Here is a 22,208-nt window from a genome sequence, read left to right as displayed (position 1 = left end):
AAGATATATAAAATAAATAACTCGCAAATTTAACTGAATTTAAAAAGTTTACAAAAAGGGGAGAATGAATATGAATAATATAAGCTTAAAGGGAAAGAGTTTTTTAACATTAAAGGATTTTACAAAAGAGGAAATCAGATACTTATTAACTTTATCTAGTTATTTAAAAACTAAGAAAAAGGTTGGCATAAAAGGAGATTTACTACAAGGGAAAAATATAGCTTTATTATTTGAGAAAACATCAACAAGAACTAGATGTTCATTTGAAGTAGCTGCCCATGATGAAGGAGCACATGTAACTTATCTAGGCCCTAATGATTGCCATATGGGAAAAAAAGAGTCTGTATCTGATACAGCAAAAGTCTTAGGCAGATTTTATGATGGAATAGAGTTTAGAGGCTTTAAACAGGAAACAGTTGAAAGCTTGGCTAAATATTCTGGTGTACCTGTTTGGAATGGACTTACAGATGAATACCATCCAACGCAAATACTTGCAGATTTTTTAACAGTGATTGAAAATGTAGATAAGGATTTGAATAAAGTCAAATTCGTGTATGTTGGTGATGCTAGAAATAATATGGGAAATTCATTAATGATAGGATGTGCTAAAATGGGAATCCATTTTGTAGCACTTGCACCTAAAGAACTTTGGCCAAATGAAGAGTTAGTGAAGGATATGAAGGAGATAGCTAAGAAATCTAAGGGAGATATAATATTGACTGAGAATATTAATGATGTAAAAGGTGCAGATGTTATATATACAGATGTATGGGTTTCTATGGGAGAAGAAGAACAATATGAAACAAGAATAAATCAACTTAAGGATTATCAAGTAAATATGGAAATGATAAAGAAAACTGAAAATGAAAATGTTATATTTTTACACTGCCTTCCAGCATTCCATGACTTAGAAACTAAAGTTGCTCAAGAAATTTATGAAAAATTTGGATTATCAGAGCTAGAGGTTACAGATGAGGTATTTAATTCAAAATATTCAAAGGTATTTGAAGAAGCTGAAAATAGAATGCATACTATAAAAGCGGTTATGGTTTCTACTATGACTGATGTAGACATGAATAACAGTTTAGTATAGATATCCTTTATCCTAAGCCTTATTTTAAGGAAAATGCATAAATATTCTAAATATATTATTCAAAAACTCTTATTATATGTTAAAATAACTTATGTATCAACAAATTAAGAGGGAGGATTTGAGATATGAAAAAAATCATATTAGTTTTAACAACTTTTTTATTAGCAATATCTTTAACAGCATGTTCAAGTGCAAAACCAGAAGATACAATCGATAGTTTTTTTAACAGTGCAAAGAAGTTTGACTTTGAAGGCATGAATAAGGTAATGGAGAATAATGACGAAAAATATAAAGATGTATTAAAAGAACTAGATACAAAAGACCCAAATGCACAGTATGCTTTAGATTATCTAAAACAGAATGCATCTAAAATCACATATACAATAAAAGATAGTGAGATTAAAGATAATAAGGCGACAGTAAAAGTAGAGTGTAAGTTTGTAGATTCAACACCATTACTTAAAGAGATAGTAGCTGAAGCATTTACAAAGATGCTTGGTATGAGTTTTTCAGGACAAGACTTAACTGATGAAAAAACAACTGAAATGCTAGTATCAATTATGAAAGAAAAACAAAAAAGTGTTAAAGAGACTTATGTAACAAAAACTGTAGAGTTTGAGTGTTCTAAAAAAGATAACAAATGGATAATAAGTTCAGTTAATGATGCAGTAGCTGATGTATTATTATCTAATCTTGTTACAGCAGGACAAGAGTTATCTAATTCTATGGGTACTATTCAATAGTATAATCTTAAGTGTAATAAATAGAAAAATATTTAAAAAGGATACCAATCTTGGTATCCTTTTCTATTAAAATACTATAATATATAGCTAAATTTTATATCATCAAAGAACTAAAATATAAAACTATAGGTTTATATTTTTTTAACTAAACAAACAACTTGTATCTTTTCTAAAATATAGTATCTAAAAATTTATTTAGCTAGTTTTAGATATTTGTTGATAACTGCTTCAGCTAAACATTTTGATGAATCGATAATATTAATTGAAGAATCAGATTTTTCTAAAACTACATTTAAATCAGTACAAGCAATTATTATATTTTTAATAGATTCTTTTTTCACATCTTCAATAAGTTCATTCCAAATATCAATATTATATGGGTTTCCTTTATCTGTTTTTATATTTTGAATAAGAGTATTTAATTTTTTCTGCCATTCATCTTTAAATATAAACTCATGCCCATTATGTAGTATGCCATCTTGATAAATTGTAGATTCAAACGTTGATTTAGGTTGAAAAAAGGGTTACTTTTTGTGAGACAGTAGGAAGTTTCTTAATGGTTTCTTCTACAATGTTTAACAGTGGTATATTAATTGATTCTTTTAATTCTTTAAAGTATATATGTGCTGAATTACATGGCATAGCAATAAAATTTACTCCAATTGATTCAAGTTTTTGCAAACCATCAATAATAGTTTGTTTCATAAGTTCATGGTTTATTGAACGGTCAATGTAAAATGGAGTAGGTAAGGAATATATCATCATCTTTGGGAACTCATCATCATATTTTGCTCCATATTGTGATTGACATTCATCAATAACTAAATCCACAAATGGTGCAGTTGACCTTGGGCCCATTCCAGCTAAAATTCCAATTAATTTTTCATCCATAAAAATTATCTCCTTAATGTACAAATTTATCTTAGGTATAAAATATCAAAACTGGTTATATAATAGTATAAAAGTCTGCTTTTATAATAGATAATATAATACAATTATATAGCATAAGGTAAGTAATGATAATATGCTTTAATTGTGTATTTTTTCTGGTATAAAATTATTTTAAATCGAGATTATCTAATATTTTTAAAAATATTTTTACAGCAATATCTAAATCATCTACAGAAACACTTTCGTCAGGATTATGACTTATTCCTCCAGCGCATCTTATAAATACCATACCAATATCAGCTATATTGTCCATTTCTTGAGCATCATGACCAGCTCCACTGTAAATATAAAAAGGATTAAGATTTAAGTCTATAAAACTTTTTTCTATAGTTTTAGTTATTTTATCAGAACATGGTACAGGAACATTTTCAAAAGAAAGTTCACTTGTATAATTAAGCTTTCTATCCTCACATATATGAGATATTTCGTTGAATATCTTTTCTACTGAACTATCAAGAACTTCTTGAGAACAAGAACGTACATCAAGGGTAAATTCAACCCTTTCAGGTACTACATTTGATGAAGATGGATAGAAATTCATCTTTCCAACAGTAGCAACTAAATTAGTAGTCATTCTAGCTATATTTTCAATGGCTAACACACATTCGCAAGCACAACATCCAGCATCAAATCTCATATCCATTGGTAGCGTACCAGCATGTCCAGATTTACCGTTTACTGATATCTTAAAACTTTTAAATCCTGTAATACTTGATACAATTCCAGCAGGAAGAGATTCATTTTCTAAGACAGGTCCTTGTTCAATATGAAATTCTAAATACGCATCTATATCTTTTCTAGGATGTAAATTTATTAAGTTTTTAGTATTAAATCCAAACTTTGTTACAGCTTCTTCAAGTGTAATTCCATTTTCATCAACAGATTTAAGAAGATTCTCTTTAAAAGTGCCAGCAAAAACTTTACTTCCCATTAAAGATGTTTCAAATCTAGTTCCTTCCTCTTCGGCGAAGGCAACTAGCTTAATGTTGAAAGGATAAGATTTATTCTTGTTTTTTGACTCTTCAAATCCAATTAAAGGGACTATTATTCCTAGCATACCATCAAATATACCTCCACATTTTACACTATCTTGATGAGATGCAACTACTAATGTAGGGGCATTTGGAATATTAGATTTATATGTACCTATGACATTTCCAATATCATCAATTTCAATATCAAGATTCAAATCTTTCATCCATGAACTTATTAAATCAATAGATTTTTTATGTTCATCAGTTAATATAAGTCTTGTAAGACCATTTGTTGTTGAACTTATTTTTCCTAATGTTTGCAGATAATTCATACATTTTTGACCTAGCATGTGTACCTCCTAAATATGTATTTTTTTATTTTCAAGATTAGTAAGGTTATATTCTAATAATCCTTGAAAAATAACATCCTCATCTTGCTTTTCTACTTTTTCTGTAATTTCTAATTCCGTGTTTGAACTGTCTCCTTATACAATCTTTTATTTATTTTCATTTTTTATCTAGAACAATTGAAATACTCTAGTTTAACATTATTCTAATAGTCATTTATGCTGATGTCAAATTAAGAAAATTTATTTTTAACTTTATATTATCAAGATTAAAATTTTTAAAAACAAAATAGAGCTTTAATTCTATTAATAATGATTAATAAATTTAGTGATTTTGGGAATTAAGTATTAAAATAATTTAATTTACTGTGTATAAGAATTATTTTTAAACAGAGTCTTGTTTTTAGATTCAAGAATGTAATTAATAATTAAATTTATATGAACATCATGTTGAATGAATATACTGATAAAAGAGTAAAGTATTATTAAAGATAAATATTCAAAATATAATACCGAGTAGATATAAGACATAAAAATAAAATACTATCAAAACAAAATTGATAGTATTTTTAATAAAATCTTACTTAAACAGTTTAAATAAAAACCCATATAAAATATTTTATATTTCTTTTTTGCTATAAATTTTTGATGATATAAAATATGAAATTACAAATAGCAATATAGCAATAAATGGAAGAGAATATAATAGTGTATTAAATATAATTTCTAGTGAAAGAGGAGAACTAATAGTTTCTAGAATATTTTTAGAAACTAATAAAAGTAATGTTGGAACTAAAAAACATAAAATCATTAATACACGAGCTTTTTCTGTACCAAATTTATAAACAAGTGGTAAGATAAGACTACCAAAACATATTGAAATAGATAAGACTAATGCATTAATAAGTAGAGTTTCACTTAATATAAAATTATGTTTAAAATAACCAATAATGATACTAAGTATAAGTGAAACCAATACACCTACAAAGCTAAATATTAACATAGTCAAATATTTACTTAGTACAATATCATTACGCTTAATAGGCATTGTAAGTACATAACTATCCCATTTATTTAAATCATCATATGAGAATGTTGAAACAATCATTGTTGTACATAGGACTACAATAATACCCACAAGATTATTAGCATCTCCTCCTCCAAAAGAAGATATAAGCCCAAACATAATTACAAATAAAAGTAGAAATTTTATATTGCCTTTTAAATTAATTAAATCTTTTAAAATTAAGCCTTTCATTATTTATCACCTCTCACATAAAATAACATAATTTCTTCTATAGACGTATTATCAACTACAAAGTTTGGATGTTTTGCTATAAATCTATATTTATCATTAAGAAGTACTTCATATCCAAATTGGCTTTTACGATAATATGAGTAATCTTCTTTTGAAATATTATCAAAATCAGTAGGTTTGCATTTTAAAATTCCCATATTATTAATTAATTCATCCTTATTTTCACTAAAGACTATTTTACCTTTATGTATAAATGTAATATAGTCTGCTATTTTATCTAAATCACTTGTAATATGTGAAGATAAAATAATAGAGTGTTCTTCATCTTGTATAAAATCTAAAAATATATCCAATATTTCTTCACGAACAATAGGGTCAAGTGAACTAGTTGCTTCATCTAGAATTAATAATTTTGGATTATGTGATAAAGCTACAGCAATACTAAGTTTCATTTTGTTACCCTTTGAAAACTCCTTAATTAGCTTATTCTCTGGAACTCTCAACTTTTTTAAATAGTCTTTGAATAATGCATGATTCCAATTTTTATAGATTTTACTCATAATTTTTGATACATTATCTAGATTTAAATTTTCATGAAAATTACTTCCTTCAAATACGACACCAATTTGTTCCTTAATTTCTTTTTCATTTTTTTTGTTATCAAGACCAAATATTTCTATATTTCCACTATCATAAGAAATTAAATTTAAAATTGCTTTTAATGTAGTAGTTTTTCCTGCACCATTTTCACCTACAAATCCCATTATGCTTCCTTTTGGTACTGAAAAAGATACATTTTGTAGACTAAAATCTTTATAAGTTTTATTTAAGTTTTTTATAGTTATTGCATCCATAATTATCATTCTCCCTTATATAATAAAAGTAAAATATCTTTTAGTTCGTCATATGTAATACCACTACTTTTAGCTGTATCAACTGCTTTTTGTAGATACTCTTCAATTAAACGAAATTGCTCTTCTTTCACAAAATCCATGTTTTTACTAGATACAAAGCTACCTTTACCAGTAACTGTCTCAATAAATCCATCACGTTCTAAATCACTATATGCTCGTTTTGTAGTAATCACGCTTATTCTAAGTTCCTTTGCCAATAGTCTCATACTTGGAAGAGCTGACCCTTCTGGTAATTCTCCACTTATAATCATACTTTTAATTTGTGTAGTAATTTGTTCATATATTGGCTTTCCACTTGAATTACTAATAACTATATTCAACAAAACACCTCCTTAAAGTGTATATATAGTATATATACATTATATAAATATATATATATAATATGTCAACTGTTTTTAGAAAAAAAGGAATTTGAAATATATATATTTGAAAAAAGTATTTTATAAGATACTAGTTTTTTTGATGTATTAAAATTTTAAAAAAAATTTATAAATATTGTTCTAAAATGTTACCAATAAATTGGAAATGCTAATTTAAAAACGTAATAAAGTTTAGCTTATAGGTAAACAAAAGTTTAGTCTAGAGCTAAACTTCTTGCATTCTTACTTTTGACATACATATTTTTTTGTAATATATTTATATTATCAATTAGAGGTAAGGAGAGTGATAAGAGATATTTAATTTAGATAAGACATTAAAAAAAGACCTAAATCAGGAATATACAGAGAGTAAAGATTTAGTTATGAATAAAAGTAAATATATGAATATTTGCTTTAAAAATTATATTAAAGTAGTAGAAGGAATGTATACTAAAAGAGATTTAATTCCATTAAAATTAATAAACTCTATGGATAAAAATAATAAGATTAGAAAAACACTACATGAATTATCTTGTGAACTTGAATATCCAAAAACTTCTTTATCTTCATTGTTTACAGAATTGAAAAAAATGGATTTTTTACAGAGAGTGAAAAATGGGGAGTATATGATAAATCCACATATAGCTTATAAAGGTAGTAGAGCTGATAAAGAAAGTTTATTAGCAGAATATAATGAGATAAAAAGACCTAGTAAGGTTAGTAAATAAGGAAGAAGGTTTTTATATGAGTTTAAAACTTGATAGAAATGTTCTACAGTGGTTTGATTATGTATTTGAGAATGAAAAAACTAGTTTAAGACACTACAATTTTGATTGTACACTAAAAGAGATTAGTCGTGCTAGTTTAAATAGAGTAGCTTTTATATTAGAAAAAAATAATTCTAGGTACTGGAAGCTTTATTTTGAAATACCAGCCGAAGTCACTTTAAAACTTAAACAAAACATTCATCCTTTATTTAGGGAGTATATATATGAACAAATATCACTGTATAACGATAATCAAATTTACAATTTTGTAAATTCAAATATATTAAAAGTGTTTAACAATATTGCTATTTATCAATATAATATTTTAGAAAATCTATATACTATTGATTTTAGAAAGAGTTTTATAGATAAATGTCAATATTTATTAATTGGTGAAAAAAGACTTATAGATGAAGATTTATACTTAAGGGCAAAATCAAAAGAAGTATTTGATTTTTTTAATTCAGATGAAACTTTTAATCTAACGTTAAGTTTTGACATGCAAAAAAATGAGAATTTACTCGATAGTCTTTTGGAGCTTAGGAAATCAATAATCATAAATGAGAGAATTTAATTTATTTGGATATAATATTAAAATGGAGGGATTTATATGGACGTAGAAAAAATGACTTTAAGAGTTCAAAAAAGTTTAAATGAGGCTTATAATGAAGCAGTAAAAAATCACAACCAACAAGTAGATGTAATTCATCTTTTCTCAGCACTTATTAACCAAGAAGATGGATTAATACCAAATATAATCGAAAAAATGAATATATCAATTGATTCTTTGAGAAATACTGTAAATTCTGAACTGGATAAGCTTCCAAAAGTATATGGAGAAGGCGCTGACTCACAAGGAGTATCAACTACTAGAAAAATAAATGAAGTACTTATAAAGGCAGAGAGTATTTCTAAAGAATTTAAAGATTCATATATAAGTGTAGAGCATGTCATGCTTGCAATGATGGAAACAGAATCAAAATCAATTGTTGGTAAAATATTAAAACAATATAATATAAATAAAAATGACTTTTTAAATGTTTTATCACAAGTTAGAGGGAGCCAAAGAGTAGAAACACAAGACCCAGAAGGGACATATGATGCACTTGCTAGATATGGAACAAACTTAGTAGATTTAGCTAAGAAAAATAAATTAGACCCTGTAATTGGAAGAGATGAAGAAATAAGAAGAATTATAAGAATTTTATCAAGAAGAACTAAAAATAATCCTGTATTAATTGGTGAGCCAGGTGTAGGTAAGACTGCAATTGTTGAAGGATTAGCAGAGAGAATTGTAAGAGGCGATGTACCAGAAGGATTAAAAGACAAAATTGTATTTTCCCTTGATATGGGAGCATTAATTGCTGGTGCAAAGTATAGAGGTGAATTTGAAGAAAGATTAAAGGCAGTTTTAAAAGAAGTTCAAAGTTCTGATGGAAAGATTATATTATTTATAGATGAAATTCATACTATAGTTGGAGCTGGTAAAACAGAAGGTTCAATGGATGCAGGTAATCTTATTAAGCCTATGCTTGCAAGAGGTGAATTAAATTGTATTGGTGCAACTACTTTTGATGAATATAGAAAATATATAGAAAAAGATAAGGCACTTGAAAGACGTTTTCAGCCTGTAATTGCAGAAGAACCTACTGTTGAAGATACAATATCTATACTTAGAGGTTTAAAAGAAAGATTTGAGATACACCATGGAGTAAGAATACATGATAATGCTATTGTAGCAGCAGCAAAACTTTCTCATAGATATATACAAGATAGATTTTTACCAGACAAAGCAATTGATTTAATTGATGAAGCAGGAGCTATGATTCGTAGTGAAATAGATTCGTTACCAACAGAATTGGATGTTGTAAGAAGAAAGTTATTTATGCTAGAAACTGAAAGAGAAGCATTACTTAAAGAAAATGATGATAAGAGTAAATCAAGATTGGATGATATTCAAAAGGAAATAGCGGAATTAAAATCTAAAAATGATGAAATGACTGCTAAATACGAAAAAGAAAAGAGTCAAATATTAGATATTAAAAACTTAAAATCTCAATTGGATGAAGCTAAAGGTAAAGCTGAAAAATATGAGAGAGAATATGATTTCAATAAAGCAGCAGAGGTTAAGTATGGTGAAATACCTAAATTAGAAGAACAAATAAAGAACTATGAAGAAAGTATGAAAGATGGTTCTGAAAATTCACTTTTAAAGGAAGAAGTTACTGAAGAAGAAATATCTAGTATTGTATCAAAATGGACAGGTATACCAGTAACTAAACTAGTTGAAGGTGAAAGAGAAAAATTACTTAAATTAGAAGAAGAGCTTCACAAAAGGGTTATAGGGCAAGATGAAGCAGTTACAGCGGTTTCAAATGCAGTAATACGTGCAAGAGCTGGTCTAAAAGATGAAAGAAAGCCAATTGGTTCATTTATTTTCTTAGGACCTACAGGTGTTGGTAAAACTGAGCTTGCAAAAACTCTTGCTAGAAATTTATTTGATAGTGAAGATAATATAATTAGAATTGATATGTCTGAATACATGGAAAAACATGCTGTATCGAGATTAGTTGGACCTCCTCCAGGATATGTAGGATATGAGGAAGGAGGACAACTTACAGAAGCAGTTAGACGTGATCCTTATTCTGTAATACTATTTGATGAGATAGAAAAAGCACATGAGGATGTATTTAATATGTTTTTACAAATATTGGATGATGGTAGACTTACTGATAATAAGGGTAAAACTGTGGACTTCAAAAATACTCTTATAATAATGACTTCTAATATAGGAAGCAATTATCTATTAGAAGCAGGAGGAAATATAACAGAGACTACTAACAGCTTAGTAATGAATGAAATGAAACACAGATTTAAACCTGAGTTTTTAAACAGAGTAGATGACATTATAATGTTCAAGCCTCTAGACCAAGAAAATATCAAGAAAATTATAGATATATTTATGACAGATTTAAAAAATAGATTAAAAGAAAAAGATATTACTATTGAGGTTACAGATTTAGCTAAAGATGTTATGGTGAGAGAGGGTTATGACCCTGTATATGGAGCAAGACCACTTAAGAGATATATAGGAAATACATTAGAAACTGTAATTGCAAAGAAACTTATTGCTGGAGAAGTATATGATGGATGTACTATAGTTATAGATGGAAAAGATGAAAATATTGAAGTTTTAGTTAAATAATTAAAAAAGAAGCAGGGTATAATTATGTTAAAGATTTTACCCTGTTTCTTTTTGATTTATAAACTATAATAAAATATATGTTTTGTCAAACTAATAAAAATACTTTTAAATCAATATATTAAAACTAATCTGATTCAAAGTCAGTATTTTAATAAGTTCTCCATGATATATTCATAGTTCTAAGATACTTATAACTTTAAAATAATTGTAAAAAACTATTATTCATTTTTATTATACTTAAATAAATAAAAGCCAATTAATACTGCCCCTATTAGGCAAAGAAGTGTAATAATAATATAAACATTTCTCATTCCAAATACAAATATTTTATCATTATCAATTATATAGTCGTTAACCCTATACCCAGCCTTAATACTCATAAAATTATATAAAAGTGTTGTAGAAATGGTAATACCTATAACTTGACCTAAATTTCTTACAAGAGAATTTATACTTCCGACAACTCCCAACTTACTTTTGGGACAATTTGACATTATCAAAGCATTATTGGCAGGTTGAAACACAGATTGTCCTATTGATATTATTGATACAGAAATCACGAATAAAATAAGGATAGAACTCTCTTTTAATCTTGACATTAAGAAAAATCCAAAGCTCATAACAATAAGACCAATTAAAATAATTTTTTCTGACTTAATTTTATCTGATATATTCCCAAATATCGGTGAAAAAATGGCTAAAATCAAAGGGGATAATATCATAAATAAACCTGCTTGAATTGGGGAAAGTTTCATAGTATTTTGTAAATAAAATGGAATTAAAATACTAGATGATGCAATACAAATGAATGATGTAAGAGCACAAACTAAATTCAATGAAAATTTTAAGTTTCTAAAAATTTCAAGGTCAAGAAGTGGTTGAGGATGATTTTTTTCTAATATCAAAAATAATATAATAAAAATAATTGATAGTAATAGTGTAATTAATATATATGGATTTAGTAATCCCGTTTGTTGAGCAATAATTAGAGCGCTAAAAAATAATGTTGTTCCTGAGAATTGAAGTATAGCACCAGCCTTATCCATTTTTTCTGAAGTTATTTTACTGTCTGGGAGAAATTTTGTATTTAAAAATATTACAATAATACCTATTGGAATGTTTATAAAGAATATAAAGTTCCAATTAAACATTGATAAAATAAATCCTCCTATAGATGGTCCGACCATATTGCCAATAGCAACAGCAGTAACTAAAATTCCTAGAGCTTTACCTCTACTTTCTTTTGGAAATAACTCTGTAATGATTCCATGATTGTTTGCCATGTAAGCAGAAGCACCTATTCCTTGAATAAAACGGCAAATTATAAGTAAAGTTAAAGAATTACTTAATCCACACAATAATGAAGCTGTTGTAAAAAGAATAGTGCCTGCTTGAAATATTCTAGGTTTACCAATGATATCTCCAAGTCTTCCGAAAAATAATAGTGTTGAACAAATAATAATTGAATAACTTGCTACTATCCATTCAATGGATGATAGAGAGACATTTAATTCACTTGCAAGAACAGGAAGTGCTACATTTATAATACTAGAATCTAATGTTGCCATAAAAGTCATTGCAATAACTACAAATAAAACTGTTATACTTTTTTTATTTTCACTTTCTTTAAAAAATTTTGTCATTTTTATTACCTCCTTATTATAATGACTAGTATTATTTTAATGTTTACAATAATAATTACATTTTATATAATATCGATATGAAATAATGAATACAACAACGATATTGCTTATAATTAGCACTATTTTGATAAGAGGTAAATAATGAATGATAAAAACAAATATTTTGACAGAAAAAGTCAAGAAAGTTTCATAGATATTTTTTTAAAAGAGGATATTAAAAAGGGAGAAAATTTTAAAAGACATTGGCATGAGCATCTACAAATATATTATTTTGTTGATGGTATAGCATACTTAGAATGTGGCTTGAGTAATTTTAAAGTAGTATCTGGAAATATTGCAATAGCAAATAGTAATGAATTACATTATTTAGAAAGTCTATCAGATAATCTGAAATTTTATACTATTCGTATTGAACCTAGTTTTCTTTTTAGTAATCAAGTTGATTTGTTACAAACTAAGTACTTAGCACCAATAACTCTAAATCGTATTGTATTTAAGAATTTAATTCAAAACGATTCTTTTATTTTAAAATATATTAAAGATATACTTGACGAATATGATAATAAAGAAATTGGATATGAGTTATCTATAAAAGCTAATATTTATCAATTTATAGTATTTTTGTTAAGAAATCATGTTGACAAAATCTTTTCTGAAGAAGAATTTATAGAAAGAAAATATTCTTTAGAAAAATTTGAAGGTGTATTTGATTTGATAGAAGAAAAATACATGGATAAAATCACATTAAAAGAACTTGCTGGCAATATGAATTTGAGCACACATCATTTTTGTAGAACATTCAAACAAATAACTGGTAAGACTACAACTGATTATATAAATGGAGTAAGACTTGATAAGGCTATATATTATTTAAAACAAACAGATTTAAATATGACGGAAATTGCTATGAGATGTGGTTTTGATAGTATAAATTATTTTAGTCGTTTATTTAAAAAGAATTATGATATATCTCCAACTAAATATAGACATGAACATAGAGATGCTTGCAGTATTCTCTTAAAAAATAATAACGAATAACTTATAAATATACTTTATAGAAAGTGTAGTATTTCAAGTTTTTGAGTTTTTATAAAGATTGATAAAATATATGATATAAAAGAGTAAAATTATTAATAAAATTAAAGTTGTAAATGAATATGAAAGGATATTGTACCTAATGAAAAATATTTTTTATTATGAAACTAAAATTGGTAAAATAGGAATAGCAGAAAAAAATAGTTGTATTACAAATCTGTTTTTTGACACATCTAGCTTAGATTCTAAAGAATATTTAGTCAAAGAAACCAAAATTATAATAGAAGCAAATAAACAACTAAAAGAATATTTAGATGGAAATAGAAAAGAGTTTGATTTACCTTTAGAGTTGTCTGGAAGTGAGTTTATGAGAAAAGTTTGGAATGAACTTTGTAAAATTCCATATGGAGAAACAATGACTTATATAGAACTAGCAAACATGATTAATAATCCTAAAGCATACAGAGCAGTAGGGATGGCAAATAGCAAAAATCCTATTTCTATCTTTATACCTTGTCATAGACTAATAGGTTCTAATGGCAGTTTGAGAGGTTATCTAGGAGGAATAAAGGTAAAGGAATATTTGTTGAAACTTGAAAAAGATAATAAATAATATATGCAAAGTAAAAGTTTAAAGACAATGATTATTAGAGAAAAGTTAAATTCTATCTAAAAAACTACAATAAGTTAAATGAATATAAAAATTTTATATATTTATAAAAAGTTTTATAATAAAAATTATCTTAAAAAATATATAAAAATGTAAAAAATATACAAGATTCTACAATAATAGATTTTTTTGTTATTATTACGAGTTTTTTATTGCATCTGTAGAATAAAAGTATTATTATATAGTTAAGATAATTATCTAGGAAAATTTTGGATGATTATAACATATTTTATAAAATATAAATACATAAACTTTATTAAAAAATTGTTGGAATTTCTGACTAACATTAAGAACGTAAGTTTGCTGGGGGATGGTGTATGTGGAAAAATCAAATACTACTGTTACAAGAAAAGAAAAAATTGAAGATACAGGAATGAAATTAGATTATTTATTGAGTGAAGATATTACTTTTTATGAATTATTACTTGAGGTTTTGAATAAAGAAAAAGAAGAGAATTAATTCTCTTCTTTGAGAAATCTTTTTAGATAAGCATTATCAATCATTTTTTCTATAGCTTCTCTATCTTCTTTTTCAAGTGAATATATTTTTTCTAATAGTTTTTTTGTTTTTTCACTGACTGATAAGTTTTCTATGATTAATTTATCTTCTTTACTCATCTTTGTACTTTCATTTACACCCAGTAAATAATCAGTGGATGTTTTCAGTTCTTTTGCCAATCTTACTATAATTTCACTTTTAGGTTCTCGTAAATTATTTTCATAACGTGATAAACTCGCCTCAGTTATACCGACTTTAGTAGCAAGTTCTTTTTGATTTATATCCAATTCTTTTCGTAAATTTGCTATTCTATCTCCTAAACTTTCCATATGTACATCACTCCTTACCGAAATTATAAGTTATTTTTATAAAAAGTAAAATAAAATTACCAAAAATATAAAAAAAAAAGATTAAAATAATAAAATATATTGAAAATTACCATTTGTATATGTATAATATGAATTATACAAATGGTAATTGATAAAGAGGTGATATTCTGAAAATAGAACATAAATAAGTAATAAATATATACTATCTAGATACATTTTATTTAAATATAAATAAATATTTTAACAATGAAATTACCAAATGTATAAAACGATGCTATAGTATAAATAGTTTGATGTTTCAATAAATTTAAATGTTTAAATATACTAGAAATAAATTATATGATATTGCTTCTTATAAATTAAAATAAGTTGAGTAGATGGAGGAATTAATGTGATAATAATTAGAAGTCAAGATAAAACTGATTTAATGCAAGTTAATCAAATTAAAATAAATGATAGTCGAATTTATGTAGTATTTGAAAACCTTAATACTAAAAAAATAGGAACTTATGAAAGCAATGCAAGAGCTATACAAGTGTTGGATAATATACAAAGTTTTATTGAGAATGGAACAAAATATGATTATATAACATCTAACAAAGTTAGATATAATATTAATAAAATATTTCAGATGCCAATTAAATAGTGAATGTGTATTTTATGTTTAAGAATGGAAGCCTTCTTTCCTTATATAGAATATAGAAAAGAAGGCTTTACATCTTTATGAATATTGAAATATTTTTGTTTTTTTATTTAGATTATTCAATAGTATATTAAGGACCAATTAAATAACAAGAATTCTCCTAAAACAGTCAATATTAAATATATGATAGCTTCATTTTTATAAAGAGGGGTAGTTTTTTTATTTATTTCATCATCAATTGTAATAGCAATTTCATCTTGAATGATATTTTTACATATCAGTGCTAAAATAGTATTTTTCTTCATCAAATTAAATAACTTATTTACACATATCCATATTAAATATCCTGAAATAGCTCCTAATGTATTCATCATTAAATCGTCAATATCTGTAGTTCTAAGATTAAATAATTGACAAAATTCAATTGATAATGAGAAACCTAATCCAGTTATTGACACATTAATAATATTTCTAAATTCCTTCCAAATTAAAGGAAGTAAAAATCCTAAAGGCATAAACATAATTATATTTAAAATATATGTTAAAGCACCAACTGAGCTAAATGGTATTAGATTTATTTCATTAAATCTAATAATTTCTCTATACCTTCCTATATCCCAGATGCTACCAATACCAGCTTTACTAAGTGCTAAGTAAATATATAGTAAAAAAATATATACCCATACTAAATGTATTACTACATTCTTTTCACATTTCAAGTTTTTTCTTTTGATAACAATTATTTGATATATCAAGCATGGTAGTATAGCGCAAAGAAATGAATAAAGTATCCACATAATTGTATTTTATCTCCTTTCAAAATTTATGTTTTAGCTATATAACTACTATATTTATATTAAGCTTTAAGTTTTAAAAATCTTTTAATAAAATCTTACAAATTTATTAATTTATAAAAATATCTTATTAATCTTAATAAAGCATAGAAAACCAAAGTTCCTATACTTATATATGGATGTTTAAAAAATTTTATCATATGCATAAATATTATAAATATATGGAAATAATAATAGTATATTTTGGTAAAATAGGAGGGATTCTATGAAATGGATTAAATGGTATAGTATTACATGTATATGTATTTTTATATTTGTAGCTTTTTGGATGCTAATATTTCCTAGTGAAGTAAAATCGATTGACACTTCATCTGCATATAATTTTGTTGAAAAAAAGGTTCCAAAAAGTGCAGTATATCAAGGATATAAGCAGAACCCAATCAATGGTACTACTACAATTTATTATAATTATAATGATTCAACACATATAGTTAAATTGTCACATCCAGAAGATTATTCAAGAGAGATTAATTGGAATAAAGTTTCAAATATTAGATTTGATTAATAAAAAAGTATCTAAAAAATACAAATACTAAAGAGTTTAAATATGCAAAACAAAAAGATTTTTTAGAGTGCATATATTTAATATACTTAAAGTAATTCAGTCAATCAAAATGATTGGCTGTTTTCTTTATATGATAAAAGAAGTATAAATCTAATTGGATAACATGATTGTCAGTTTCTTATACTAGAAAAATAAAAATTGTCATCAAAACACATAAAAGCGAAAGTATATATATTCATAGCTTGTAAACAATTGAATTTACTAGATTCTAATAAAACAGAAAATACTGATATTTATCTATTAAGATTATTTATTCTGTTTCATAGAATAAATAATCTTACTCTATGATTTTCAAAATTTATTAAAAATATAATTATATAATCCAATTGTGTAATATATTTATAGTAAATTGTAATAATTTTGCATTAGTAGATACTAATATTTTTTAGATTTTTCGTAATTAATTAATAGAAAAATGTATTATAATAATATTATGAAAATTTAAAAAAGTGGGAAAGAGGTAATATTATGAGAAGTGATATAAAAAAAGGAATAGAGGGAGCTCCAAAGAGAGCATTAATGTATGGAATGGGTCTTACTATAGAAGAAATTGAAAGACCTTTAATAGGTATAGTAAATGCACAAAATGAGGTGATTCCTGGTCATCTCCACCTTGATGAAATAGCAGAAGCAGCAAAAACTGGTGTTAGAATGAGTGGTGGGTTACCATTAGAATTTCCAGCCATAGGAGTATGTGATGGTATAGCCATGGGACATGTTGGAATGAATTATTCACTTGCTTCAAGAGAATTAATAGCAGATTCAATAGAAGCTATGGCTATGGCACATGGTTTTGATGCTTTAGTACTTATACCTAATTGTGATAAGATAGTTCCAGGAATGTTAATGGCTGCTGCAAGACTTAATATACCAAGCGTTGTTGTGAGTGGAGGCCCTATGCTTTCAGGCAGAAAAAATGGAAAAGTGTACGATTTTAACTCTGCTATGGAAGGTGTTGGAGCATGTAAAGATGGAGCAATGAGTGAAGAAGAATTAGAAGAATTAGCTATGAACTCTTGTCCTGGATGTGGTTCATGTTCTGGGCTTTTTACAGCAAATAGCATGAATTGTTTAACAGAAGCATTAGGTATGGGTATTCCATATAATGGTACTGCCGCATCACATTCTGGAGAAAGAAAAAGAATAGCAAAATATGCAGGTATGTATGTTATGGAACTACTTAAAAATGATATAAAACCTAGAGATATTTTAACAGTAGATGCATTTAAAAATGCAATAACTGTGGATATGGCAATGGCTGGTTCTACAAATACAGTACTTCACTTACCTGCAATAGCTTATGAAGCAGGAATAGAACTTAACTTAGACTTTTTTGATGAAATAAGTGAGAAAACTCCTTGTCTAACAAAATTGAGTCCAAGTGGGAAACATCATATTGAAGATTTACATATGGCAGGAGGAATTCCAGCTATAATGAATGAACTTTCTAAGATAGAAGGAATAAACTTAAATTGTAAAACTGTGACAGGTAAGACTATAGGAGAAAATATAAGAAATTGTAAAATAGAAAATGAGGAAGTAATACATACATTAAAAAACCCATATAGTGAACAAGGTGGACTTGCAATCTTGAGAGGAAATCTTGCTACAAACGGAGCTGTTGTAAAAAAATCAGCAGTTGCAGAGGAAATGTTAGTTCATGAAGGGCCAGCAAGAGTTTTTAATTCAGAAGAAGGAGCTGTAAGTGCTATATTTAATAAAAAAATAAATAAAGGCGATGTTATAGTTATAAGATATGAAGGACCAAAAGGAGGTCCAGGAATGAAAGAAATGTTATCTCCTACTTCAGCAGTTGCAGGAATGGGACTTGATAAACATGTTGCACTTCTTACTGATGGTCGTTTTTCAGGAGCAACTAGAGGAGCATCCATAGGTCATATTTCTCCAGAAGCTATGGAAGGAGGTTTAATTGGAATAGTTGAGGAAGGTGATATAATTTCTATCAATATACCAGAAAAAAAATTAGAGTTAAAAGTAAATGAAATAGAAATAGAAAATAGAAGATTAAAATTTATACCTTTAGAGCCTAAAATAAAACATGGGTACTTAAGTAGATATGCTAAACTGGTAACATCAGCAAATACAGGGGCAGTGTTGAAGTAGTAGATTATGTATAAGAGAGTTAAGTAAAAATATAAAAAGGATATCTAAATGTTCCAGTACTAATAAGATATCCTTTTTATCTGATATATAAAAGATTTAAATCATTATAAATATATATATTGAATTTCTTACGCTTTAGAATATAAGTATAAGTAAATTTTTACTTTTAATATAATTGTCTAAATATTATTTTATATACAATAAAATATGACTCCTAAAAATAAAAAATACATCATAAATATAAATAAGTAGATATAAGTTGTTAATTTGATTTATAAACTTATCATGAAAGCAAATTTATAATATTTATAAGTAATAAAATTTTTAGGAGGATATATAATGAATAAAAGAATGAAACTAATTCCTTATGAAATAAATGAAAATCTAAGAGGAGCAAAGAATAAGTTTCCCTATGGAATAAAACAAATGAATGCCAGAGGAATGTGGGATGAAGGATATACTGGGAAAAATATTTTAATTGGGATAATCGATACAGGCTGTGACAGCTCTCATCCGCTTTTAAAAGGTAAAATAATTGGTGGCGCAAACTTTAGTGATGATAGTAATGGAAATAAAAATATATATGAGGATTTTAATGGACATGGAACTCATGTAGCAGGAATTATAGCTGCATCTAATTATAATAATGAGGTTATGGGTGTAGCTCCAGACTGTAAATTATTAATAGCAAAGGCGTTAAATAAAGATGGTGTTGGAACATATCAAAGTATAATTAATGCTATTAATTTTGCTATAAATAACAAAGTTGATATTATATCTATGTCTCTTGGAGGAAATAAAGATGACAAAAACTTAAGAAATGCAGTTTTACAAGCAGTAAAGAATAATATTTCTGTAGTGTGTGCAGCAGGAAATAATGGAGATGGAGATTCTAGTACAAGTGAGTATAGTTATCCAGCCAGTTATGCTGAGGTAATAGAAGTAGGTGCAATAAATGAAAACTATTTAGTTGAAAAGTTTAGTAATTCAAATACCACAATAGATTTGGTAGCTCCAGGAAGAAATATTATATCAACTTATATGGATAATAAACTTGCTATTATGAGTGGCACTAGTATGAGTGCACCATATGTATCAGGGTCACTAGCACTAATTAAAGAATGGGCTAGAGAAGAATTTGAGAGAGATTTAGATGAAGCTGAGTTATATGCACAATTAATAAAATGTACAAGAGCACTTGGAATACCTAGAACAGAACAGGGGAATGGGTACCTATATTTAAATCTTTATAAATACAAGAATACTGGAAAAAGATAATTTATAATTTGACAGTAAAATACAGATATTCTATGTAGTTAATGTAAATGTTGACGAGTTTTTAAGTATAGAATTTCATAGAGATAGACGAAAATATAGAGTAATAAAATTTATAGATATGCCAGAGAACTAATAATTATAAAAAATATACAGTATTATAGATAGCGCATCTTAGAAAAGGTGTGTTTTTCTATATATCTGTATAGTCAAAAATTTGAATATAGGAAATACAAGCTAAATTAAGGCTAATATATATGAATATATAAGATGATTTGTAATATAAATAAAATGATATGAAAAATATCCTCATTAAAGATTTAGGTATAAGGAGTAATTTTAAACATAAAAAAATATACAAAATTTAAATGATAAATATTATCAATAACTATTGAATTTCAAACTCAATTATGCTATTCTATATTTAAGAAAATGAAGAGATTTCAAATAAAGAAATCTTTTATTTTTTAGATTCTAGTTAGCTATAGGTAACTATTAATTAAAGATATTATAGGAGGTAAGGATGAGTAAAATATATATTGTTTATTGGAGTGGAACAGGAAATACTGAAAAAATGGCAAATTTTGTAGCTGAAGGAGTGAAGTTAAAAGGTAAAACACCAGAAGTTATAGATGTAAGCTTATTAAAACCAAGTGACTTAAAAGAAGAAAATAAATTTGCATTAGGTTGCCCATCTATGGGAGCAGAACAATTAGAAGAGGGTTATATGGAGCCATTTGTGGCAGAATTAGAATCTATTGTATCAGGTAAGCAGATTGGATTATTTGGTTCATATGGTTGGGGAAATTGTGAATGGATGAGAGAATGGGAAGAACGTATGCAAAATGCTGGTGCTACAATTATAGGTGGTGAAGGAATTACTTCAATGGAAGAACCCGATGAAGAAGCAAAAGATGAATGTGTACAATTAGGTAAAATGTTAGCTGAATAAGTTTATATACTATAGTAATTATATATAACTAATAATAACAACATTATATAATACTAAAAGAGACTAATATTACAATACATAAGAAAATATCCTTAATAAAAATAGATAAAATATTAGTCTCTTTTAGAATAAATCAAATTTATAAATTAATGTCGTTTTTTATCTGGTACAATCTCATCATAGAAAGACAATAATTGTTTGATAACATAAGTTATAAATGTTGTATATTGTGCAAAACAGAGCATACTTGCTCCTGTATTAATCCATGTTTCAATACTTTTCTTTTCTATTGAAGGAAAGGTAATAAAGGGCATATTGTATTTTTTACATACTTTAGCAGCTTGAGAAATCATATCTTTTATTTCAATTCTATTCATATCTCCAGAAAATCCCATGTCTAAAGATAAATCACCAGAGCCTAATGCTATAATATCGACACTTTTGACTTGTACTATTTCTTCAATGTTATCATAACCTGCTTTCTGTTCAATTAACATTATTTTTAATGTTTCGTTATTTGCATTTTTAACATAGTCTAAATAACTCATATTTTCATAATAGGAAGCTCTCTGAGGATTGCATCCTCTTATACCATCTGGAGGATAAGTACAAGCTGATAATGCTTTTTCTGCATCCTGTGCTGTATTAATAAATGGAAAACCTATAATATCTGTTCCCATATCCATTATAGGTTTAACAAGGTCAGGATTACTGTTTGCTAATCTAATTAAAGAAGCAGCGCCACCAGCATGTGCAGCTATCATATGTTGCTGAATATCTTTACGGTCCAAAGCACCATGTTCACCTTCAATCCAAACAAAATCATATCCTGATAGACCAATTAATTCACTTACAGATGAATCAGATAGTGAAACTGCCACTCCACACAATACCTTTCCTTTATTTAATTTTTCTTTAATCATAGTTGTGTATTTTTCCATTTATATTATTCCTTTCTTTCGGTAATTTATTTTTACACTTCAAAGAATACAACTTCAACCTAGCTTG

At 26.5% G+C, this 22,208-nt stretch carries 23 protein-coding genes; 13 read left to right on the top strand and 10 right to left on the bottom strand.

The features are described from left to right. Positions 1-70: 70 nt before the first annotated feature. Together argF and Q3304_RS15135 are read left to right on the top strand one after the other, a co-directional pair. Positions 71-1,093 carry an ornithine carbamoyltransferase gene (gene argF / locus Q3304_RS15140; RefSeq protein WP_231300828.1) on the top strand — a complete coding sequence of 341 codons (1,023 nt, stop codon included), beginning with the start codon at positions 71-73 and terminating at the stop codon, positions 1,091-1,093. Positions 1,094-1,218: 125 nt separating this feature from the next. Next, positions 1,219-1,836 carry a DUF4878 domain-containing protein gene (locus Q3304_RS15135; protein ID WP_054270481.1) on the top strand — a complete coding sequence of 206 codons (618 nt, stop codon included), beginning with the start codon at positions 1,219-1,221 and terminating at the stop codon, positions 1,834-1,836. A gap of 191 nt (positions 1,837-2,027) precedes the next feature. Here Q3304_RS15135 and Q3304_RS15130 read toward each other — a convergent pair whose 3' ends face one another. From Q3304_RS15130 to Q3304_RS15105, 6 genes are all read right to left on the bottom strand, one after another. Then, positions 2,028-2,177 carry a hypothetical protein gene (locus Q3304_RS15130; RefSeq protein ID WP_407813554.1) on the bottom strand — a complete coding sequence of 50 codons (150 nt, stop codon included), beginning with the start codon at positions 2,175-2,177 and terminating at the stop codon, positions 2,028-2,030. Positions 2,178-2,343: 166 nt separating this feature from the next. Next, positions 2,344-2,727: an aspartate/glutamate racemase family protein gene (locus tag Q3304_RS15125; protein WP_407813555.1), complete on the bottom strand. Its 384-nt coding sequence runs from the start codon at positions 2,725-2,727 to the stop codon at positions 2,344-2,346. Positions 2,728-2,893: 166 nt separating this feature from the next. After that, complete coding sequence (locus tag Q3304_RS15120; protein WP_407813556.1) at positions 2,894-4,111, bottom strand: M20 family metallo-hydrolase; 1,218 nt, start codon at positions 4,109-4,111, stop codon at positions 2,894-2,896. A gap of 616 nt (positions 4,112-4,727) precedes the next feature. After that, positions 4,728-5,366 carry an ABC-2 transporter permease gene (locus Q3304_RS15115; protein ID WP_054270479.1) on the bottom strand — a complete coding sequence of 213 codons (639 nt, stop codon included), beginning with the start codon at positions 5,364-5,366 and terminating at the stop codon, positions 4,728-4,730. After that, positions 5,366-6,229, bottom strand: coding sequence for an ABC transporter ATP-binding protein (locus Q3304_RS15110; RefSeq protein ID WP_079739729.1), 864 nt, complete (start codon positions 6,227-6,229; stop codon positions 5,366-5,368). Before Q3304_RS15110 ends, Q3304_RS15115 begins: the two co-directional genes overlap by 1 nt. Continuing rightward, complete coding sequence (locus Q3304_RS15105; protein WP_021384840.1) at positions 6,226-6,600, bottom strand: GntR family transcriptional regulator; 375 nt, start codon at positions 6,598-6,600, stop codon at positions 6,226-6,228. The genes Q3304_RS15110 and Q3304_RS15105 overlap by 4 nt, the downstream gene beginning before the upstream one ends. Positions 6,601-7,022: 422 nt before the next feature. Here Q3304_RS15105 and Q3304_RS15100 point away from each other — a divergent pair, with 422 nt between their 5' ends. From Q3304_RS15100 to clpB, 3 genes are read left to right on the top strand one after another with little or no spacing between them, the layout of a single operon-like run. Beyond that, the gene (locus Q3304_RS15100; RefSeq protein ID WP_054270477.1) at positions 7,023-7,367 is read left to right on the top strand and encodes a replication/maintenance protein RepL; all 345 of its coding nucleotides are present in this window, start codon (positions 7,023-7,025) and stop codon (positions 7,365-7,367) included. A gap of 16 nt (positions 7,368-7,383) precedes the next feature. Further along, a complete protein-coding gene (locus Q3304_RS15095) occupies positions 7,384-7,980 on the top strand; it encodes a hypothetical protein (RefSeq protein ID WP_054270476.1) in 597 nt (198 codons plus the stop codon). A 36-nt stretch (positions 7,981-8,016) separates the two neighbouring features. Further along, the gene (clpB, locus tag Q3304_RS15090) at positions 8,017-10,611 is read left to right on the top strand and encodes an ATP-dependent chaperone ClpB (RefSeq protein WP_407813557.1); all 2,595 of its coding nucleotides are present in this window, start codon (positions 8,017-8,019) and stop codon (positions 10,609-10,611) included. 218 nt (positions 10,612-10,829) lie between these two features. On the opposite strand, the gene Q3304_RS15085 is transcribed toward clpB, so the two are convergent. Further along, a complete protein-coding gene (locus Q3304_RS15085; RefSeq protein ID WP_407813558.1) occupies positions 10,830-12,254 on the bottom strand; it encodes an MFS transporter in 1,425 nt (474 codons plus the stop codon). 141 nt (positions 12,255-12,395) lie between these two features. On the opposite strand from Q3304_RS15085, the gene Q3304_RS15080 reads away from it, so the two are divergent. The 3 genes from Q3304_RS15080 to Q3304_RS15070 all read left to right on the top strand — a co-directional run bounded on the left by Q3304_RS15080 (position 12,396) and on the right by Q3304_RS15070 (position 14,419). Beyond that, entirely contained in the window at positions 12,396-13,292 is an 897-nt protein-coding gene (locus Q3304_RS15080; RefSeq protein ID WP_219673941.1) for an AraC family transcriptional regulator, read from the top strand. Between the two features lie 139 nt (positions 13,293-13,431). Beyond that, complete coding sequence (locus Q3304_RS15075) at positions 13,432-13,902, top strand: methylated-DNA--[protein]-cysteine S-methyltransferase (RefSeq protein WP_407813559.1); 471 nt, start codon at positions 13,432-13,434, stop codon at positions 13,900-13,902. 376 nt (positions 13,903-14,278) lie between these two features. Continuing rightward, positions 14,279-14,419 carry a hypothetical protein gene (locus tag Q3304_RS15070; protein WP_065388392.1) on the top strand — a complete coding sequence of 47 codons (141 nt, stop codon included), beginning with the start codon at positions 14,279-14,281 and terminating at the stop codon, positions 14,417-14,419. Here Q3304_RS15070 and Q3304_RS15065 read toward each other — a convergent pair. Then, positions 14,416-14,787 (bottom strand): helix-turn-helix domain-containing protein, encoded by a 372-nt coding sequence (locus Q3304_RS15065; RefSeq protein ID WP_054270470.1) that lies wholly within the window; start codon positions 14,785-14,787, stop codon positions 14,416-14,418. The genes Q3304_RS15070 and Q3304_RS15065 overlap by 4 nt on opposite strands. 391 nt (positions 14,788-15,178) lie before the next feature. Here Q3304_RS15065 and Q3304_RS15060 point away from each other — a divergent pair, with 391 nt between their 5' ends. Next, a complete protein-coding gene (locus Q3304_RS15060) occupies positions 15,179-15,433 on the top strand; it encodes a hypothetical protein (protein ID WP_054270469.1) in 255 nt (84 codons plus the stop codon). Between the two features lie 116 nt (positions 15,434-15,549). Here Q3304_RS15060 and Q3304_RS15055 read toward each other — a convergent pair whose 3' ends face one another. Next, positions 15,550-16,227, bottom strand: coding sequence for a VanZ family protein (locus Q3304_RS15055; RefSeq protein ID WP_407813560.1), 678 nt, complete (start codon positions 16,225-16,227; stop codon positions 15,550-15,552). 262 nt (positions 16,228-16,489) lie between these two features. On the opposite strand from Q3304_RS15055, the gene Q3304_RS15050 reads away from it, so the two are divergent. The 4 genes from Q3304_RS15050 (at position 16,490) to Q3304_RS15035 (ending at position 21,200) form a co-directional block, all read left to right on the top strand. Next, positions 16,490-16,789, top strand: coding sequence for a hypothetical protein (locus Q3304_RS15050; protein WP_054270467.1), 300 nt, complete (start codon positions 16,490-16,492; stop codon positions 16,787-16,789). Positions 16,790-17,317: 528 nt separating this feature from the next. Beyond that, positions 17,318-18,973, top strand: coding sequence for a dihydroxy-acid dehydratase (gene ilvD, locus Q3304_RS15045; protein ID WP_407813561.1), 1,656 nt, complete (start codon positions 17,318-17,320; stop codon positions 18,971-18,973). Positions 18,974-19,312: 339 nt separating this feature from the next. Beyond that, positions 19,313-20,251: a S8 family peptidase gene (locus Q3304_RS15040; RefSeq protein WP_407813562.1), complete on the top strand. Its 939-nt coding sequence runs from the start codon at positions 19,313-19,315 to the stop codon at positions 20,249-20,251. Positions 20,252-20,771: 520 nt separating this feature from the next. Continuing rightward, entirely contained in the window at positions 20,772-21,200 is a 429-nt protein-coding gene (locus Q3304_RS15035) for a flavodoxin (RefSeq protein WP_054270464.1), read from the top strand. Between the two features lie 146 nt (positions 21,201-21,346). On the opposite strand, the gene Q3304_RS15030 is transcribed toward Q3304_RS15035, so the two are convergent. Continuing rightward, entirely contained in the window at positions 21,347-22,141 is a 795-nt protein-coding gene (locus tag Q3304_RS15030) for an HpcH/HpaI aldolase family protein (RefSeq protein ID WP_407813563.1), read from the bottom strand. Between the last annotated feature and the right edge of the window lie 67 nt (positions 22,142-22,208).

It is taken from the genome of Clostridioides sp. GD02377 (assembly GCF_045899875.1).
In the GTDB taxonomy this organism is placed as follows: Bacteria; Bacillota; Clostridia; order Peptostreptococcales; family Peptostreptococcaceae; genus Clostridioides; species Clostridioides difficile_A.
This window is presented reverse-complemented; position numbering and strand designations above follow the sequence as displayed.

Bases quoted from the DNA above. Each gene is read 5' to 3' on its own strand.
- argF (WP_231300828.1), top strand. From the start codon at position 71: ATGAATAATATAAGCTTAAAGGGAAAGAGTTTTTTAACATTAAAGGAT.
- Q3304_RS15135 (WP_054270481.1), top strand. From the start codon at position 1,219: ATGAAAAAAATCATATTAGTTTTAACAACTTTTTTATTAGCAATATCT.
- Q3304_RS15125 (WP_407813555.1), bottom strand. From the start codon at position 2,727: ATGGATGAAAAATTAATTGGAATTTTAGCTGGAATGGGCCCAAGGTCA.
- Q3304_RS15120 (WP_407813556.1), bottom strand. From the start codon at position 4,111: ATGCTAGGTCAAAAATGTATGAATTATCTGCAAACATTAGGAAAAATA.
- Q3304_RS15115 (WP_054270479.1), bottom strand. From the start codon at position 5,366: ATGAAAGGCTTAATTTTAAAAGATTTAATTAATTTAAAAGGCAATATA.
- Q3304_RS15110 (WP_079739729.1), bottom strand. From the start codon at position 6,229: ATGATAATTATGGATGCAATAACTATAAAAAACTTAAATAAAACTTAT.
- Q3304_RS15100 (WP_054270477.1), top strand. From the start codon at position 7,023: ATGAATAAAAGTAAATATATGAATATTTGCTTTAAAAATTATATTAAA.
- Q3304_RS15095 (WP_054270476.1), top strand. From the start codon at position 7,384: ATGAGTTTAAAACTTGATAGAAATGTTCTACAGTGGTTTGATTATGTA.
- clpB (WP_407813557.1), top strand. From the start codon at position 8,017: ATGGACGTAGAAAAAATGACTTTAAGAGTTCAAAAAAGTTTAAATGAG.
- Q3304_RS15085 (WP_407813558.1), bottom strand. From the start codon at position 12,254: ATGACAAAATTTTTTAAAGAAAGTGAAAATAAAAAAAGTATAACAGTT.
- Q3304_RS15080 (WP_219673941.1), top strand. From the start codon at position 12,396: ATGAATGATAAAAACAAATATTTTGACAGAAAAAGTCAAGAAAGTTTC.
- Q3304_RS15075 (WP_407813559.1), top strand. From the start codon at position 13,432: ATGAAAAATATTTTTTATTATGAAACTAAAATTGGTAAAATAGGAATA.
- Q3304_RS15065 (WP_054270470.1), bottom strand. From the start codon at position 14,787: ATGGAAAGTTTAGGAGATAGAATAGCAAATTTACGAAAAGAATTGGAT.
- Q3304_RS15055 (WP_407813560.1), bottom strand. From the start codon at position 16,227: ATGTGGATACTTTATTCATTTCTTTGCGCTATACTACCATGCTTGATA.
- Q3304_RS15050 (WP_054270467.1), top strand. From the start codon at position 16,490: ATGAAATGGATTAAATGGTATAGTATTACATGTATATGTATTTTTATA.
- ilvD (WP_407813561.1), top strand. From the start codon at position 17,318: ATGAGAAGTGATATAAAAAAAGGAATAGAGGGAGCTCCAAAGAGAGCA.
- Q3304_RS15040 (WP_407813562.1), top strand. From the start codon at position 19,313: ATGAATAAAAGAATGAAACTAATTCCTTATGAAATAAATGAAAATCTA.
- Q3304_RS15035 (WP_054270464.1), top strand. From the start codon at position 20,772: ATGAGTAAAATATATATTGTTTATTGGAGTGGAACAGGAAATACTGAA.
- Q3304_RS15030 (WP_407813563.1), bottom strand. From the start codon at position 22,141: ATGGAAAAATACACAACTATGATTAAAGAAAAATTAAATAAAGGAAAG.